The following is a 16,809-nucleotide window of genomic DNA, read 5'->3' as shown; positions in this document are numbered from 1 at the left end:
CGCAGATGTCCCGAGCGAGCAGGCCGTCCCGAGTGCGTCTCCCGGCGGGCACCACCCACCTGGCCGCCGTGCTCCTCTTGGCCGCCACCGCGTTGAGCGCGGGGTCCGGTGACGCCACCCCGGTGCCGGACGCGCACGTCGAGCCGCGGCCGGCGCCCGACGCCGTGCCGGTGGCACCCGGCACCACCGAGCCCTACGGCGTGGACGGCGGCACCGTGCCGCAGTTCCCGCTTCCCTCCTTCGCCGGTGTCCCGATTCCGCTGGCCGCCGGACCGCAGGTACCGGGGCTGCCCGCGGGTTCCGGTGCCACGGCGGGCATTCCGGGCCTCGTGCTGGCGGCCTACCAGCGGGCGGCGGCCCGGCTCGCGGCCGACACCCCGGCGTGCGGGCTGCCGGTCGCGCTCCTCGCCGCGATCGGCAAGGTGGAGTCGGGGCACGCCCGGGACGGCCGGGTCGACGCCGCGGGCACGGCCTTGAGCCCGATCCTCGGCCCGGTGCTCGACGGCCGGGCCGGCACGGCGGCCATCGCCGACACCGACGGCGGTGTGCTCGACGGGAACGCCGCGTGGGACCGGGCCGTGGGCCCGATGCAGTTCATCCCGTCCACCTGGCGGCGCTGGGCCGCCGACGGCAACGGGGACGGCCGGGCCGATCCGGAGAACGTGGCCGACGCGGCCGAGGCGAGCGGGCGGTACCTCTGCGCGGGCGGACGCGACCTGCGCTCGGCGGCCGGGCTGGACTCGGCCGTGCTGAGCTACAACCATTCGGCCGCCTACCTGAGCCAGGTGCGGTCCTGGATGCTGGTTTACCAAGGGGCGGTCGCGGTGGCGCCGGACCCGCGGTTCGCCGCCGCGGCGGCCCCGCAGGGCGCGCCGGTGCTCCTGCCTCCGGCGACGGCTCCGGGGCCCGCCGCGGTCCCGCCACCCGTGCCGCCGCCGGGCACCCCACCGGTTCCGCCGACGTCCGTGCCCGCTCCGCCGCCCACCTCCGGGACTCGCCCGGCCCCGCCCACGACCTCGGCCCCGCCGCCCCCGGTGTCCGCGGTGCCGGTGCTCGATCCGGTGACCGGGTTGCTCACGTGCACCGTCACGACGGTCACCGGGGCCCTCGGGGGCCTGCTGGGCGGTCTCCTGGGTGGCGGGACCGGGCAGCCGGCCGGGGGAGAGTGCCCGCCGGCCGGCTGACGGCCGAACGGGGGATCCTGTTCACCCGGATGCTGGAGAGAAAGGTGTTTTGTCACGCAAAGTTTACGCCGAATGGGCCGTCCATGTTCGTCCTTTCGTCGTTATAACCAGCGTGCAGGAAACCAACACGGGCAGAGACGGGAACGGTGCCGCGATCCGGCAAACCGGACACGGACCCGAGCACGGCGCGCACCTCCACAGCAAGGGCCGCGGCGCGCCCCGGATGTGGGCGCCGGGCAGCCGCGAGCGGGACTGGCACCCGCGCTACGACCTCCCTTCCGTTCCCGAACCGGACGCGGACCAGGGCCACCCCGGCAACCTGCCGACGGAGGTGAGCAGCTTCGTCGGCCGGCGCACCGAACTGACCGAAGTGGCGACACTGCTGTCCCGGACGCGGCTGCTCACCCTCACCGGCGCCGGCGGGGTCGGGAAGACCCGGCTGGCGCTCCGGGTGGCGGCTTCGGTGCAGGACGATTTCTCCGACGGCGTGTGGCTGCTCGAGCTCGGCGACCTGGGGGTCGCCGAGTCGGTCGAGGAACAGCTGGCCGCCCTGTTCGGCATCGAACACGACCCGCGGCGCGGGCTGGGCCCGGGGCTGCGGCGCTTCCTCGCCGACCGGTCCGTGCTGCTGGTGCTGGACAACTGCGAGCACCTGCTGGACCAGAGCGCGAAGCTGGCCGGCGCGCTGCTGCGGCACGGTGAGGGCGTCCGCGTGCTGTGCACCAGCAGGCAGCCGCTGGGCATCCTGGGGGAGCACATCCACGAAGTCGCCCCGCTGGGCGTGCCGGCGCCGGGCCGTCCCGCCCGCGCGGCCGAATCCGGCCGGTTCGACGCGGTCAGCCTGTTCGCGGCCCGTGCCGCGGCGATCCGGCCCGGCTTCGAGGTCACCGACGCCAACTACGAGACGGTCACCCGGCTCTGCCGCCGCCTCGACGGCATCCCGCTCGCGATCGAGCTGGCGGCGGCGCGCCTCGGGGCGCTGTCGGCCGGGCAGATCCTGGACCGGCTCGACGACCGCTTCCGTCTGCTCACCAAGGGAAACCGGCTCGCGCTGCCCCGTCAGCGCACGCTCCGGGCGTTGATCGACTGGAGTTTCGCGCTGTGCTCGGAGGCCGAACGCACGGTCTGGGCCCGGCTCTCGGTGTTCTCCGGCGGGTTCGACCTGGCCGCCGCGGCCGCGGTGTGCGGCGAGGGTTTTCCCGCGGACGACGTCGACGACCTGGTGACCGGGCTGGTCGAGAAGTCGGTCGTGGTCCGCGCGGACACCGACGACGGCCAGGTGCGCTACCGCCTGCTGGAGACCATCCGGCACTACGGCCAGGACCGGCTGGCCGAGAGCGGGGACCGGGCCGGGGTACTGCGCCGGCACCGCGACTGGTTCCGCGCGCTGGCCCGGCGGGCCGGCTCGGAGTGGATGAGCAGCGACCAGAGCCGGATCTCCGCCCTGTTCCAGCTGGAGGGCGGGAACCTGCGCGCCGCGCTGGAGTTCAGCCTGGCCGACGACGACGGCGGGCAGGCCGCGCTGGAGATGGTGATCGCGCTGTGCGACCACCGGCGGGCGTGGGCGACGCTGGGAGAGGCGCGGCGCTGGCTCGACCGGGCGCTGGTCAACGCCCCCGGCCGGACCGTGGTCCGGGCCCGCGCGCTGGCCGCGGCGGGCTGGGCGGCACTCGTCCAGGGCGACCGGACCACGGCCGGCCGGCTGCTGCGCGAGTGCCGGACACTGGCGGAAGAGCTCGGGGACGCCCCGAGCCGGGCGCTGGCCGTCCAGTACAGCGGGCTCGCGCGGGTGTTCGCCGGTCACTTCGCCCACGGCGCCAAGCTGCTGGCCGAAGCCGTGGACCGGCACCGGGAGCTCGGCGACACCGCCGCCGAGCAGCTCGCCTTCGCCCAGCTGACCATGGCTCGTTGCTTCGGGGGCGATCCGGCCGGGGCGCGCGCGGTCGCGTCCGGGGCGGTCCAGCCCGAACCGAGGCGGTCGCCGACCTCGCACGCCTGGTGGCTCTGGTGCCACGGGCTGGACCGGTGGAAGCACCGCGACCACGAGGTGGCCGCGCGCAGCCTGCGTTCGGCGCTGGGGGTGCGCGCCGCCCGGGGAGACAAGGTGCTCACCGCGATGGCCCTGGAAACCTACGCCTGGACGTGGGCCGAGCGCGGCGACCCGGTGGCGGCGGCGGTCGCGTTCGGCGCGGCGGAGGCGGCCCGGCGGGCGACGGGGTGCGCGTTGAGCGGGCTTCGCCACGTGCACGTCCCGCACCTGCGGTACGCGGCGGTCGTGCGCGCGGACCTCGGCGAGGAGACCTACCAGCGGCACTACGCGACCGGGCTGCGCTCGACCGTGGACGAGGTGCTGGCCGGCCCGCCACCCGAGGTCGCAGTGCCTTCGCCGCGCGAACGCCCGCCCGCGGCGAACCCGTTGACCCCGCGCGAACTGGAGGTGGCGCTGCTGATCGCCAAGGGGTTGAGCAACAAGGAGATCGCGGCGACGCTGGTGATCGCGTTGCGCACCGCGGAGTCCCACGTGGAGCACATCCTGAGCAAGCTGGAGTTCGGCCGGCGGGCGCAGATCGCGGTCTGGGCGAGCACGGTCCTGCCGGCCCGCGAGGTCCCGCCCAGCTGAGCGCCCGAAGTCCGTGAAGGCCACCTTGAGGGACCCAGAGTCCCTCAAGGTGGCCTTCACGGACTTCTGTCAGCGGCCGCGGGACCGCCGCCGGGCCACGCCCAGCAGCACGCCGCCGGCGAGGAGCGCGCCCGTGCCCAGGATGATCAGCGGGCCGACCGACACGCCCGTGTAGGCCAGCTTGCCCGGCGTGCCCGGGCCCTCCTTGCCGGTGCCCCCGCCGGGGACCGTGCCCGCGCTTTCCGGGCCCGGAACCCCCGTGCGGGTGCCGGACGTGGCCGTGCCGCTGGTGCCCGGCTGGTCCGCCGTCCCGCTCCCCGGAGTACCCGTGGCCGAGGTGCCGTCGCCGGCCGCGCCGGTGACCGGCACCGTCGCCTGGGCCTGGCCGGTGAGCGGAGCACCGGTGTCGTGCGCCGCCGCGACCGGGCTCGCCGTGAAGCTCGCCGTGTCGCGCAGGCTGCCCGCCGACGCCGCCCGGACGGTGCACTGGCGCGTCCGGGCCGCACCCGCGGCGAGGCCGTCGGGCTCGTCCACGGTGAAGTCGCAGGCGCTCGCCAGGTCGTTGGTCACCGCCAAGGCCAGCGCCACGTCGCCGGTGTTGCGGACCGCGACGGTGAACTCGACGTCCGCGCCGGCTGCGGCCTGCGGCGATCCGGCGGACACCCCGATCATCAGCGCCGGGTTGAGCACGGTCAGCGGCAGGGGATCCGTGGTCACCGACATCGGCCGGTCCTGCGGGTCCTTCGCCGTGGCGACGGGCACGCTGTCCACCGACGCGGCGGGGGTCACGGCGCAGTCGAAGGTCGCGGTGGCGCCCGCCGCGAGAGTGCCGATCGGCTGCGGCGGCGCGCAGTCCGGCGCCGCCGGGTCGGTCAGCGTCACCGAAGACAGGGGGTCGGTGGTGCCGGTGTTGTGCAGCCGGTAGGTCAGCGTCACCGGGCTGCCGGCGCGCACGGTGGTCCGGTCCGCCGTGCGCTCCACGGTCAGCGGCGGTTCGAGCACCGTCACGGACGCCGTGGTCTCGGCGGTCACCGGCGCGCCCGTCTCGTCGGTGCCGGTCGCCTTCGCGGCGGTGGACGCTGTCGCGGTCGGACGCGCTTCGCAGGTCAGGGTGACGGCCATGCCCGCGTCCAGCACGGGCACCGGTTCGGGGGCGCAGCCGGGCAGCGCCGGATCGGTGACGGTGACCCCGGTGAGCCGTTCCTGCGGCTGGGTGCCGGTGTTGGTGACGGTGAAGCTCGCCGTCACCGGAGACCCGCGGTACACGGTGTCCGGGCTCAGGGTTCCGGTCACGGAAAGCTGCGGGTGGATCACCACCACGGCCGCCTGCTGCGTGCTGACCGGCGGGAACGCCGTGCCGGTGCGGTCGGTGCCCTGCAGCACGCCGTAGCTGGTGAAGCTTTCGTGCACCGCGGCCACCTTGCACGGGAAGGTCACGTGCTGCCCGGGCCCGAGGTCGTCCAGCGGCCGGTCCGCGCAGTCTCCGGCAGTGGAATCGTTGTAGCGCAACGTCTGCAGGGTGTTGTCGGGGGTGTTGTTCGTGACGGTCACGGTGAAGGTCACCGGCTGCCCGTCGCGGACCACCAGCCGGTCGGCCACGCGGGTGACGCCGATGTCGGAGTGGATCACCGCGGTGTCGGCGGCGGCGGTCGCGCTCACCGAGCGCGCGGTGCCGGCGGGGACGGCGCTCAGGTAGTCGGCGGTTGCCGTGACCTCCTCGTGCAGCGGGTCCTGCCGCGCCACCCGGGTGCAGCTCAGCGTGACGCTCGCCCCCGGCGGCAGAACGGCGCTCGGTGGCGCGGCGCACGACTCGCCGGGCTGAGTGGGAGCGCCGGCGTTGTCGGTGACGCGCAGGCCGGTCAGGCCGGCGTCGCCGGTGTTGGTCACCGCGACGGAGAAGGGCGCCACGTCGCCTTGGCGCACCGGCGTCTGCTGGCCCTGCACGGAAACGGCCAGCTGCGGCCGGATCGCCTGGCTGACGACCAGCTCCGCGACGGTGGTGACGTCGGTGCTCGGCGAGACCCGTACCACCGCCGCGGCCTGCCCGTCCTGCAGCCCACCCGGGGCGAAGCTTTTGGCGTCCACGCTCAGGTTGTTCGCCACCGCCCCGCGCGTGGGATCGATCGGATCCACGGCGCCTTGCGCGCAGGAGCCGAAGAAGTCCACTGTGGAGCGTTGCGCGCAGGGCTCGACGACGTCCACGTCGTTGACCGACAACCGTTCCTCGCCCAGCCCGCGGTCGCCGTCGAAGGCGGTGACGGCCATCCGCACCCCGGCGGTGGACGCGTGCCCGCCGAGCAGGGCCGCGGTCAGGCTCTCCGCCCGCAGCGGGCCGGCGCGCAGGTGGTCGTTGTAGACCGCGACCGCGCGTGGCGCCGGGTAGTCCGGCTGTGGCCCGGGAAAGCCGAACACCACCGTCAGCGACCAGCCGCCGGCGCAGCCGATCCCGCTGGGCGCCCACACGTTGCCCACCGTCACGGTGGTCGGCCGGCCCGTCGGGACGGCGCCGAACAGTGGCGTGACGTCCGACCAGTCCGAGTACATCTCGGCGTAGTCGAGCACGCCGTTGCTCGCGCGGTAGTGCCCGGCGACCAGCGGCACCGGCGCCGAGGGCCGGTCGCCGACAGCCAGGCGCACCTGCTGCTGGCGCGGACCCGGCGCCGCGGGCGCCGGCGGGAGGGAAGCGCTGCCCAGCACCGGAACCGAGCAGTTGGGCAGCAGTGAGGAGAAGAACCCGCCGGTATGGCCGCCCCACGTCAGCTGGGCGTAGGCGACGGTGGCCCCGGCCGGCACGGTCAGCGTCGCCCGCGTCGAGTCGAAGGTGGCCGCGTCGTCGTCCACGTCAGCCAGGCGCATCGCGTAGCCGTTGTTGTACCCGGCCGGGCCCTGGGTCGTGCCGCCCGCGGTGATCGCGGCGCAGTCCGCCGCCGTGCCACCGCCCCGGGTGTCCTCGCCCGCCGCCGGGCAGCGCAAGACGCTGTTGCCCACGTGTAGGAAGTCGCCGTAGACGGCGTCCCGGTAGGACACCGGGGACTCGAGGGTGACCGGCGCCGGCCCGGTGGGCGACGCGACCGCCGGGATCGCGAACAGGGTGCCCGCCGCCAGCAGCGGCAGGACGGCGAGCAGCTTCCACAGCCGGTTCACGGCCACTCCTTCGCTTGCGCGGGCTCAGTACCGGTCGTCTTCGCGGTCCACCCAGACCGTCTCCGCGTCGCGGATCCGGAGCAGGACGGTGACCGGCCGGGCGTCGCCGTCGGTGTGCGCACCCAGCTCGGCCAGGTGGCACTCGCCGTCGAAGCTCTGGTGGACCAGCTCGCAGCCGGGCTCGCCCTCGACCCAGCCGTGCACGTCGTAGGCCTTGCCGTTCAGCTCCTCGAGCCGGTTGCCCGCCGACCGCCACCGGTCGCGCAGCTGCCCCGTGAGCGACTCGAACTCCGCACGCGGGTCCGCCACCGGCTCGTCGGCGGCCGGTGTCGCGGCCCCGGCGAGGGCTTCGGCGCGGACGATGCTGATGCCGACGGCGGGGTCGAACCAGGCGTAGGTGTCGTGGGTGGTGCCGTCGGTGGCGGTGGCTCGGGCGGTGAAGCCGACGGTGCCGTCGGGGGTGGTCTGGTCGTGGGTCCAGGTGGTCCAGTCGAAGACGAAGTTGTTGCCGTCGAAGGGAAAGGAAGAAGTGCCGTAGTACCCGCCGAGGTAGGCGGCGTCGATGGCCGGGGCCGCCTCTTCGGCACCGGCGAGGGCTTCGGCACCGGCGAGGGGTTCGGCGCGGACGATGCTGATGCCGACGGCGGGGTCGAACCAGGCGTAGGTGTCGTGGGTGGTGCCGTCGGTGGCGGTGACGTGGGCGGTGAAGCCGACGGTGCCGTCGGGGGTGGTCTGGTCGTGGGTCCAGGTGGTCCAGTCGAAGACGAAGTTGTTGCCGTCGAACGGAAAGGCCGATTCGCCGTAGTACCCGCCGAGGTACGCCGCGTCGACGGCCGGAGCGGCTTCCACAGCGGGGGCCTCTTCGGCGACCGCTGCTTCGGCCTCCGCGGCCTGTGCCTCCCGCACCTCGATGGCCTCGTCCAGCGCCGCCTCGAACGCGCCGCCGGCGACGAGCTGCTCGGTGACCACCGCCGGCTGCAGCGCCAGGTCGATCGACAGCTGCACGGCGTGGACGGCGTCGCCGTCGGCCGCGTCGGCCACGGTATTGGCCGTCGCGGTCAGCACGCCGCCCGCCTCGTCGGTGATCCGCAGGGTGGTCCAGTCGACGACCCGGTCGCCGGCGCCGCCGGCCACCGGGGTCTCGCCGACCGTGGCGGCCATCCGCTCGGCCAGCAGCAGGCGCACCTGCTCGGGGTCGTCCGGGACGAAGCGGCCGGCCGCGGCGTCGAGCACCCCCGCCACGTCCGGGGCCACGAGCACGGCGTACCGGCCGGGCCCCTCTTCGGTCCACGTGGTGTCGCTCGGGTCGAGCAGGGCGGCGAAGGTGGGCTGTTCGCGCAGCGCGGTGGCGGCCGCTTCGGACAGGTCCGGGGGAAGGACGGCCGGGTCGTCCGCGACGGCTTCTTCGGTGCTGGTCATGGTGCCTCCGTTGACGTGCGTCGGCTAGTGGGAGAGGGCCGTCAGGTCGACTTTTCTCGCGGAGCCCGCGACGAACCTGGCCCGGTTCGCCGCCTTGCGCTCTTCGGCGGGGGAGGGGTCGGCCGCGGTGACCTCGGGGGCGTCGCCCGGCAGGCAGAACACCGTCACGGTGGCCTTGGCCGAGCTGCCCGCGATCGCCGTCATCACCAGTTCGATGCCGCCGTTCTTGCGCACGGCGCCCTTCACCGCGTCGAGGGTGTACTGCCCGGTCGCGCCGCCCGCGGTGAACCCGAGGGTGAGGCCGGACAGGCGGTTCTCCAGGCTGTCGGTGCTCAGGACCGCGCCGGCGTCGGCCGCCAGGGTCTCCAGCGGGTCGGGTTCCGGTACGGCTTCGAGCACTTCGAGCCGGCCGTCCACCCGGAACTGCAGGGTCAGCTCGTGGGGCCGCCGGTCGGCGGAGCGCCCGGCGACGCGGAACCGGATGAGGCCCGCGGCGGTGTCGCGCTCGGTGCCGGTGATGCCGCCGCTGATCGTGTACTTCTCGCCGTCGGCGGTGACCGGGGTGCCGGCGGTGAACTTCGCCGCCAGGTCGTCGTCGGTGATGACCGCCATCACGTCGGCCGCGGTGCCGTTGGCGAGCGCGTCCTGGGCGTTGGCCAGCTTGGCCTGGATCGGGTCGGCCGGGAACTCGCCGGTCACCTTCGTCACGGTGCTGAACATCCCCTGCATGTCGTAGGTCAGCTCCGCGGTGCCCGGGTGCGCGATCCGGCCCATCATGAACCGCACCGGCACCGAGAGGTGGTACTTCGGGTGCTGGTCGGCCGTGAGCTGCAGCCGTGACCAGTCGGGCAGGAACACGCGGCCGTCGTGGACGAGCTCCTCACCGACGCTGTCGACGGTGAACCCCCGGAGCCGCCCGAGCAGCATGGCCGGGTCGGCGTTGACGACACCCGGGTTCGCGCCCAGGGTGATCTTGATCCGGGTGCCCGCGACCGTGCCCGTGATGAACCCCGGATCGGTCTTGGGGTCCAGCTGCAGCTCACCGGAGGTGAACGCGGTGTGGTACGGGTTGTGCTCCTTGTCGGCCATCAACCGGCGGATCGCCGCGACGTCCTCGTCGGTGAAGCCGGCCTTGTTCCGCGCCACCTTGTTCTGGTCGGCGAGGAAGTCGATGACGTCCATGCCCGTCTCGGCCAGCGCGAGCACCGCCCCGAGCGGGCCCGCGGCGTCCCCGGCGGCCTTGGCGATCACGCCCGTCACCGTGAGGGTCGCCTCGACCCCGCCTAGGCTCAGGATCTTCTCCTTGTTGCTGTTGAGGGCGCCGATGACGCCGTCGGCGCCGGCCTTGAGCTGGTACTGCCGCTCCGGGGAGATGTCGGTGACCTTGGCGAGGCCGTCCACGCTCATCGAAGCCACCTTCTTGACCGCCTCGGCCGGCAGGTCTTCGGTGTACTTCTTCAGGTTGTCCCACAGCAGCTGCTTGCCTTCGGAGAAGCCGGAAACCGCCTTGGCCGCGACGCTGAGCTCCTCCCACGGCGTGACGAACTCCTGGCCCGCGTACTGCTGCTGGATCCCCAGGCTCTGCTTGTCCCGCCACACGACCAGCTCGGTCAGGCCGAACTCCAGGGCCTGGTCGGCCACCCCCAGCGCGGTGCCGATGGCGTTGAACGGCGGGAAGAAGTCCAGGGTCACCTGCGCCACGGAAACGCCGGTGCGCAGCAGGAGCAGCGCCCCGCCCAGCTTCGGGTAGATGGTGTTGAAGTTCTCCTTGAGCAGGGTCTTGGTCGCCCAGCGGGCCCAGGCGGCGACCTGCTCGCCCGCGCTGGTCATCGCCCGGCCCTGCTTTCCCACCGCCTCGGTGAACGCGATCATCAGGTCGAACAGGGCGGCTTCGGTCTCCGGCTTCGCGCGGTCCTCCGGGCTCATCTTGACGACGTCCCGGCTGAACACCTTGAGGGCGGCGGAGGCGGTGAGCACGACCGTGGTGGCCGCGCCCAGGTCCTTGATCGCCTTGTCCTTGAACTTGCCCTCTTCGTCGTCCCACTTGGTTTCCTGCAGCTCCTGGAGCGCCTTGTCGACGAGCAGCAGCGTGCCGGACTGGTACTTCTCGATCTGCACCTGCACCAGCAGCCCGACGTTGACGTCCAGCCCCGCTTCCTTGCCGTCGACCTGCGTGCGGGCGGCGTTGGCCAGCGTGAGCCGCTGGGTCTCCTTGCCAGCCAGCGCTTTCGCCTCCTTGGCCGAAAGCGCGTGGCCGTTCGCGTCCTTCGTGGCACGCAACTGCTCGACCCGGGCCTTGAGCGCGGCCCGCACGGCCGTGATGTCGGCGACGAAGCCGTCGCTGTAGCCGCGCTGGAAGCACTCGAACTTGTCCTTGTTGCTGGGCGCCTGCTTGAGCACCTTGGCGATGGCCTGCTCGCCCCGGCTCAGCTTGCTCAGCTCGACGGCCGGGACGGCGTCGCTCTGCGCGCCGTCCCCGGCCGCGACGAGCTGGGCGAACCAGCGCACCAGCTCGTCCACCCCGATCTGGGCGGTGTCCACGCGGGCGGCGTTGGGGGCGCCGTTGGTCGTGCCCACCAGCCATTCCTGGTAGAGCTGGTGCCAGCCGTCGCCGGCGGCCAGCAGCTTCGCGAACGAGCTGGGCGTGCCGGCCGGGATGGACGCCGGGTTGCTGCGCAGCCAGGCGCAGTCCGACGGGGCGGGTGCGGTCATCGTCGCTCTCCTGTGTCGGGTTCGGGGGCGGGGCGGGACGTGCGGGTCCAGCGGGGCCCGGCCGCGCGCGGCTCGTCGGCCACGCCCAGCGCCACGGCGCGCACCGGCGGCGCCGGGTCCTCGAGCCGGGCCGGCACGACCGGGGCGGTGACGGTCAGGTCCAGCGCGGTGCGCAGCGGCACGCCGAGCGCGTGCCACAGGTCGTGCTCCGCACCACCGGCCCGGTGCCGGCCCAGCCGGACCGGCAGGGGTTCGGCCGGCACCCCGAGCCGCCCGGCCAGCAGGTCCGGTTCGAGGGCCGGGCGCCCGGCGTGCGCGGCCAGCACCGCGCCGAGCAGTTCGTGTTCGGCGGCCACCGTGGCCGCCCACGCCGTCACGAGGTAGGTCAGGCGGTAGCGCCGGACCGGCAGCACGGTGCCCGTGACCCGCCCGTCCGGTCCCCGCAGCCGGATCCCGGTCCCGGCCTGGCCGTCGAGCTCCTCGCCGATCTCGTAGAGGAACAGCCCGAGCACCGGACGGCCCCGGCGGGTGGTGACCGCGCCGGGCGCCTCGAACGCGATCTCCACCTCCGCGGGCAGTTCCGCGAACAGCCAGGTCCGCAGGGCGGAGTCCACATCGTGCAGCACGCCGACCAGTCTCGGCCGCCCGCCGCGGCCGCCGGGTGCCGTCGCGGGACGTCCCGGAGGCCGTCGCCGTGGCCCCCGGGGGCCGGCCGGGGTGTCCGCGCGACGGCCCTTCGCCGCCCTCGGACCGGGGCGCTCCGCTGCGAGGCTTCGAAGCGCTCAATGGTCCTACCCAGCAGGGAGATGCGATGCCGACCTACCTGTCACCCGGCGTGTACGTCGAGGAAGTCTCGTCGGGCTCGCGGCCGATCGAAGGGGTCGGCACCTCGGTCGCCGGCTTCGTCGGGTTCGCCGAAAAGGGCCCGCTGTCCGAGCCGACGCTGGTCACCAACTGGACGCAGTACACCCGGATCTTCGGCGGCTTCGTCGAAGGGACCTACCTGGCGCACTCGATCTACGGCTTCTTCCTCAACGGTGGCGGTTCGGCGTTCGTGCTCCGCCTGCCGGACCCCGACGACGGCGAGCAGACGCAGGAAACCTACGCCCGCGCCGCGATCCCCGCCGAGTCCGACGACTCCGTGCCCGCCCTGGAGCTGCGGGCGCTCGCCGGCGGCGAGGCGACGGGGCTCAGCGTCGTCGTGTCGGAGGCGTCGCAGCCCGGTGAGGACACCTTCAAGCTCGAAGTGCGCAAGGACGGCAAGGTCGAGGAGACCTTCGACAACCTGACCACGCGGCGCGGCTCGGCCAACGTCGCCACCGTGGTGGCGAAGCGCTCCAAGCTCGTCGCGCTCGAGGACCCGCAGCGCCCGGTGGTCGCCGTGCCCAAGAAGGGCGCCACCGTCGAGCTGCGCGGCGGCACCCTGACGGTGCCCGCCCGCGTCGGCTCCGAAAGCTACGTCGGCGACACCGGCTCGCGCACCGGGATCAGCAGTTTCGAGGCCATCGACGAGATCACCATGGTCGCGGTGCCCGACCTGATGTCGGCCCACCAGCGCGGGCTGCTGTCCGAGGACGAGGTCAAGAGCGTGCAGCTGGCGATGATCGCCCACTGCGAGCTGATGTCGGACCGGGTGGCCATCCTCGACCCGCCGCCAGGCCTCAACGCCCAGCAGCTCATCCGCTGGCGCACCGAGTTCGCCGGCTACGACTCGAAGTACGCGACGCTCTACTGGCCGTGGGTGCAGACCATGGACCCCACCCAGGGCGGCAAGGTCACGCTGCCGCCGAGCGGGCACGTCGCCGGCGTGTGGGCACGCAGCGACCAGGCCCGCGGGGTGCACAAGGCCCCGGCCAACGAGGTCGTGCGCGGCGCGGTCGCGCTGCAGACGGCGATCACCAAGGGCGAGCAGGAGCTGCTCAACCCGCTCGGGGTCAACTGCCTGCGCTCGTTCCCGGCCCAGGGCATCCGGATCTGGGGCGCGCGCACGCTCTCGAGCGACCCGGAGTGGCGGTACCTCAACGTGCGCCGGCTGTTCAACTTCATCGAGGAGTCGATCCTGGCCGGAACCAACTGGGTGGTGTTCGAGCCGAACGACCACTACCTCTGGGAGAGCGTCCAGCGTGTGGTCGGGGCGTTCCTGCAGCAGGTGTGGCGCAGCGGCGCGCTGATGGGCCGGACGCCGGAGGAGGCGTTCTTCGTCAAGTGCGACGCGGAGAACAACCCGCCGGAAAGCCGGGACGAAGGCAACCTCGTGGTCGAAATCGGTGTGGCGCCGGTGAAACCGGCCGAGTTCGTGATCTTCCGCATCTCGCAGTTCTCCCAGGGCGCCGCGCTCGACGAGTAGTCAACCCTTCCCGGAAAGAGGTCAACCATGGCTCCCGAGCCCCTCAGCACCGTCCCGGACGTCATCAGCGCGAGCCGGTTCGTCATCGACGTCACCGCCTTCGGCAGCAGCGGCAGCATCATGTTCTCCGAGCTGTCGGGCATCAGCTCCGAAGTGGAACCGGCCGAGTACATGAGCGCGGGCCGCAACGGCGTGCTGCTGTCCAAGCAGTTCGGCAAGACCAAGCCCGCGACCGTCACCCTGAAGCGCGGCGTCGACCAGGACGCCACCCTGTGGGTCTGGCACCAGAAAGCGATCGCCGCGGACCCGCAGGCGCGCCAGAGCTGTTCGCTGATCCTGCAGGACGCGGCCGGGCAGACCAAGGCCACCTACCGGCTCACGAACGCGTGGCCGTCCAAACTGGACGTTCAGGGCCTCAAGGCCGGCGCGACGGAGATCGTGATGGCCACCTGCACGCTGGTGTGCGACGAGATCACGTTCGTGCCCGGCCTGGGCGGCAAGACCAGCGGCGCATGACGGCCCCGGCGGTGGAGGGGCCCGGGTTGCGCACCGAGTACCCGTTCACGTTGCCGCGCGGGTACGTCGACGAGCACGGCCAGGTGCACCGCACGGGCGCGATGCGCTTGGCCACGGCGAAGGACGAGCTCACCGCGCACGCCGACCCGCAGGTGCGGCAGAACCCGGCTTACCTGTCGGTGCACCTGATCTGCCGGACGCTGACCTCGCTCGGCACGGTCGCCCCGGTGGACCGCTTCGTCGTCGAGCACCTGTTCGCGTCGGACCTGGCGTTCCTGCAGGACCTGTACCGCCGCATCAACCAGCACGGCCACACCGAGGCCGACGTGACGTGCCCGGGCTGCGGCCACCGGTTCGTGGTGGACATCGCCGGCGGTGGCGGCCCGGAGGGCGGGTGAGCGCGCCGGACGACCGGCTGTGGCAGGAGATCGTGTACATCGCCTACTACCTGCACTGGTCGTTCGACTCGATCCTGGAGCTCGACCACCGCAGCCGCATCCGGGTCATCGAGGAGATCGGACGGATCAACACCGCGCTCAGCGGAGACCAGGAGACGACCGGCGCCTTCGCCGGCTGGGAAGGATGAAGATGCCGAGCTGGCCGTTCCGCCGCCGCACCCGCCGGTCGGCGTCCACTGTGGACGTGCTCCCGCCGCCGCGGGCCACCGGCACGGCGTGGCGCCGGGTCCCGCCGTTGCGGCCGGTGATCCCGCCCGCCGCGCCGCTCACGATCGACACGACGACCACGTGGGCGGCGGTCGAGCCCGACCTGACCGACCGGGGCCGGGTCGCGGTCGAGGAGACCCTGGCGGGCCGGGTGGTCGACCTGCTCCGGGTGGTGCCCGAGGAGACCGGCGCGGTGCCGGTCTCTGCCGGCACCGAACTGCGGTTCCGCGCGGCCGGCGACCGCCGTGTGGATCCGGCGGCCGCCGCGATCGGCTGGGCGGGTGCCGCCGAGCCCGATGCGGTCGCTGTGGTTCCGGTCGGCGCGATCGGCGGGGAGGGTGCTGTCTCGTGGGGTGCCGGGCCGGCGGTCGGGACCACCGCCGTCGCGGAACCCTCGACGGCGGGCACGAGTGGTGCTGGGGCGGGGACAGGTGTTGCCGGAGTTGTGCTCGGTGGTTCCGACCGGGCCGAGTCCGGGCCTGCTAGGAGTTGGGCTGGGAGTGGTGGTGCCGGCCGGGCCGAGGCCCAGCCTGCTGGGGGTCGGGCTAGGAATGGTAGTGCCGACTGGGCCGAGCCCGGGCCTGCTAGGGGTCGAGCTGGGAGCGATGGTTCCGGCCGAGCTGAGTCCGGGCCTGTTGTGGGTCGGGCTGGGAGCGGTAGTTCCGGCCGGGCCGAGCCCGGGCTTGCTGCGGGTCAGGCCAGTAGCGAAGGTGCCGAGTCCGGAGCCGGCGGCGCGGGCCGGTTTGCGGGCGGTGGTTCCGCCGGCCGTGCTGAGGCTGCCGGTGCGGCGGCGGGCGGTTTCGCAAGCGATGGCAGCGGGGCCGGGTTCGCGCGCCGCGGTGCGGATGCCGACACGGAGCCGGTGGCACACAGTGGTGCCGAAACCGGGTTCGTGGGCCGTAATGCGGTTCCCGGCCTGGCGTCCATGGCGGGCGGTGTCGCGGACCGTGGTGCAACCGCCGGAGCGGACGCCCCTTCGGCTCCGGTGATGCGTGCCGCGGAGCCGGGGGTGGCCGGCGGTGGAGTCGGCGTCGAAACGGGTGTTGTGGGTCGTGCCGAGGCCGGCAGCGCGGAAGGTGCCACGGCGCCGGCCGGTGGTGCGGGCCGCGCTGATGCCGCTCGCACCGTGCTCGCGATTGCGACGGGCCGTCCCGGCGGCTCGGCGGCCGAGCTGCGGCACTCCCGGGTCGATCGCCTGCCGAGTTCCGGCCGGACGGCCGCCTCCGGCAGCCATCCGGAAGGCGCGGGCCCGCTGCGCCACCTGCCCGCCCGGAACCCGTCCGCCGAGGCGCGGCCGGTGGCGCCGCTGACGGCGGCGGACCCGGTGTACGTGGCCGAGCCGCGCGTGCCGGACGTCCCGCACCGCACCCCGGCGCTGCTGCGGGAGATGACGCTGGAACGCGACCGGCTGCTGGGGATGGCGGCCGAACCGGCGCCGAACGTGCTGACGTCGTGGACCCCGCCCTCGCCGCTTCCGCTGCCCGGCGCCGAAGCATCGGTGACGCACCCGCCCGCGCGGCGTCGGGCCAGTCTGGCCGAAAGCCGCCGTCGTGGCCTGCGCGCGGCACGGGACGAAGAGGAGGAAGACACGGAACCCGGTGACGCACCACAGCCGGCCGCGACGATCACTTCGCCACCCGGCCATGAACGGCCGGCCGCCGCGACTCCGGCGCCCGACGGTGAGCCTTCACGTCCGGCCGTTCCGCCGTCCGACGGTGACCTGCGGCATCCGGCAATCGATCGTGGGCTGCCGGACAGCGAGCAGTCACCGCATGTGACGCCAGTGCTTGACGAGGAGCATCCAGTGTGGACGCCTCCGGTGCCGGAGAGCGAGTTGCCGCTCCGGACAGACCCGGCACCCGTGAGCGAGCAACAGAATCCGACGGACTTCGTGCCCGGGAGTGGCGCCCCGGCGTGGAATACCGATCCGGACTCCGCCTCGGGGGAACCAATCGCGGAGGTGGCCGTCCCCGACGCTGATCGGAAGCCTCGGGAAACCGATCAGGCTCACACCCCGCAGCTGCACGTCCGGGCCCCGGAACCGGTTGACCGGCCGCGCATCGGAACCGTCGCCACCGGACCGGCGCGAACCGAACAATGGCACCGGTCCGAGCCGAACCCATCCCCACCGGCGACGGGGATCTCGCTGACGCCCGCGTCCGCGGAGACCCGTGCGTCCGGCCTGCTGCGCCGCCTGTTCGG

At 73.7% G+C, this 16,809-nt stretch carries 11 protein-coding genes; 6 read left to right on the top strand and 5 right to left on the bottom strand.

Features of this window, described 5'->3' with window-relative positions; all coding sequences use genetic code 11:
* The first annotated feature begins 32 nt into the window (after positions 1–32).
* Positions 33–1,184: a lytic transglycosylase domain-containing protein gene (locus VA596_RS37245; RefSeq protein WP_323333580.1), complete on the top strand. Its 1,152-nt coding sequence runs from the start codon at positions 33–35 to the stop codon at positions 1,182–1,184.
* A gap of 112 nt (positions 1,185–1,296) precedes the next feature.
* Entirely contained in the window at positions 1,297–3,804 is a 2,508-nt protein-coding gene (locus VA596_RS37240; RefSeq protein ID WP_323333578.1) for an ATP-binding protein, read from the top strand.
* A gap of 69 nt (positions 3,805–3,873) precedes the next feature.
* Here VA596_RS37240 and VA596_RS37235 read toward each other — a convergent pair whose 3' ends face one another.
* The 4 genes from VA596_RS37235 to VA596_RS37220 are packed head-to-tail and all read right to left on the bottom strand — an operon-like array spanning position 3,874 to position 11,705.
* A complete protein-coding gene (locus VA596_RS37235) occupies positions 3,874–6,948 on the bottom strand; it encodes a DUF7507 domain-containing protein (protein ID WP_323333576.1) in 3,075 nt (1,024 codons plus the stop codon).
* A 24-nt stretch (positions 6,949–6,972) separates the two neighbouring features.
* The gene (locus tag VA596_RS37230) at positions 6,973–8,367 is read right to left on the bottom strand and encodes a hypothetical protein (protein ID WP_323333574.1); all 1,395 of its coding nucleotides are present in this window, start codon (positions 8,365–8,367) and stop codon (positions 6,973–6,975) included.
* Positions 8,368–8,391: 24 nt separating this feature from the next.
* Positions 8,392–11,079: a hypothetical protein gene (locus tag VA596_RS37225; RefSeq protein ID WP_323333572.1), complete on the bottom strand. Its 2,688-nt coding sequence runs from the start codon at positions 11,077–11,079 to the stop codon at positions 8,392–8,394.
* Positions 11,076–11,705, bottom strand: coding sequence for a Pvc16 family protein (locus VA596_RS37220; RefSeq protein ID WP_323333571.1), 630 nt, complete (start codon positions 11,703–11,705; stop codon positions 11,076–11,078). The genes VA596_RS37225 and VA596_RS37220 overlap by 4 nt, the downstream gene beginning before the upstream one ends.
* Before the next feature lie 185 nt (positions 11,706–11,890).
* Here VA596_RS37220 and VA596_RS37215 point away from each other — a divergent pair, with 185 nt between their 5' ends.
* Genes VA596_RS37215 through VA596_RS37200 form a run of 4 tightly spaced genes read left to right on the top strand, consistent with a single transcriptional unit; the run spans position 11,891 to position 14,528 of the window.
* Positions 11,891–13,426 (top strand): phage tail sheath family protein, encoded by a 1,536-nt coding sequence (locus VA596_RS37215; RefSeq protein WP_323333569.1) that lies wholly within the window; start codon positions 11,891–11,893, stop codon positions 13,424–13,426.
* Positions 13,427–13,453: 27 nt separating this feature from the next.
* A complete protein-coding gene (locus VA596_RS37210; RefSeq protein ID WP_323333567.1) occupies positions 13,454–13,942 on the top strand; it encodes a phage tail protein in 489 nt (162 codons plus the stop codon).
* Positions 13,939–14,340 (top strand): phage tail assembly protein, encoded by a 402-nt coding sequence (locus tag VA596_RS37205; protein ID WP_323333565.1) that lies wholly within the window; start codon positions 13,939–13,941, stop codon positions 14,338–14,340. Before VA596_RS37210 ends, VA596_RS37205 begins: the two co-directional genes overlap by 4 nt.
* The gene (locus tag VA596_RS37200; RefSeq protein WP_323333563.1) at positions 14,337–14,528 is read left to right on the top strand and encodes a DUF6760 family protein; all 192 of its coding nucleotides are present in this window, start codon (positions 14,337–14,339) and stop codon (positions 14,526–14,528) included. The genes VA596_RS37205 and VA596_RS37200 overlap by 4 nt, the downstream gene beginning before the upstream one ends.
* Here the strand turns inward: VA596_RS37200 and VA596_RS37195 are convergent.
* Entirely contained in the window at positions 14,479–14,820 is a 342-nt protein-coding gene (locus VA596_RS37195; protein ID WP_323333562.1) for a hypothetical protein, read from the bottom strand. The genes VA596_RS37200 and VA596_RS37195 overlap by 50 nt on opposite strands.
* Between the last annotated feature and the right edge of the window lie 1,989 nt (positions 14,821–16,809).

Origin of the sequence: Amycolatopsis heterodermiae (assembly GCF_034929455.1) — a bacterium.
Taxonomy (GTDB): domain Bacteria; phylum Actinomycetota; class Actinomycetes; order Mycobacteriales; family Pseudonocardiaceae; genus Amycolatopsis; species Amycolatopsis heterodermiae.
This window is presented reverse-complemented; position numbering and strand designations above follow the sequence as displayed.

Excerpts from the sequence above, each read along its gene's own strand:
- VA596_RS37230 (WP_323333574.1), bottom strand. The coding sequence starts at position 8,367 with ATGACCAGCACCGAAGAAGCCGTCGCGGACGACCCGGCCGTCCTTCCC.
- VA596_RS37225 (WP_323333572.1), bottom strand. The coding sequence starts at position 11,079 with ATGACCGCACCCGCCCCGTCGGACTGCGCCTGGCTGCGCAGCAACCCG.
- VA596_RS37215 (WP_323333569.1), top strand. The coding sequence starts at position 11,891 with ATGCCGACCTACCTGTCACCCGGCGTGTACGTCGAGGAAGTCTCGTCG.
- VA596_RS37210 (WP_323333567.1), top strand. The coding sequence starts at position 13,454 with ATGGCTCCCGAGCCCCTCAGCACCGTCCCGGACGTCATCAGCGCGAGC.
- VA596_RS37205 (WP_323333565.1), top strand. The coding sequence starts at position 13,939 with ATGACGGCCCCGGCGGTGGAGGGGCCCGGGTTGCGCACCGAGTACCCG.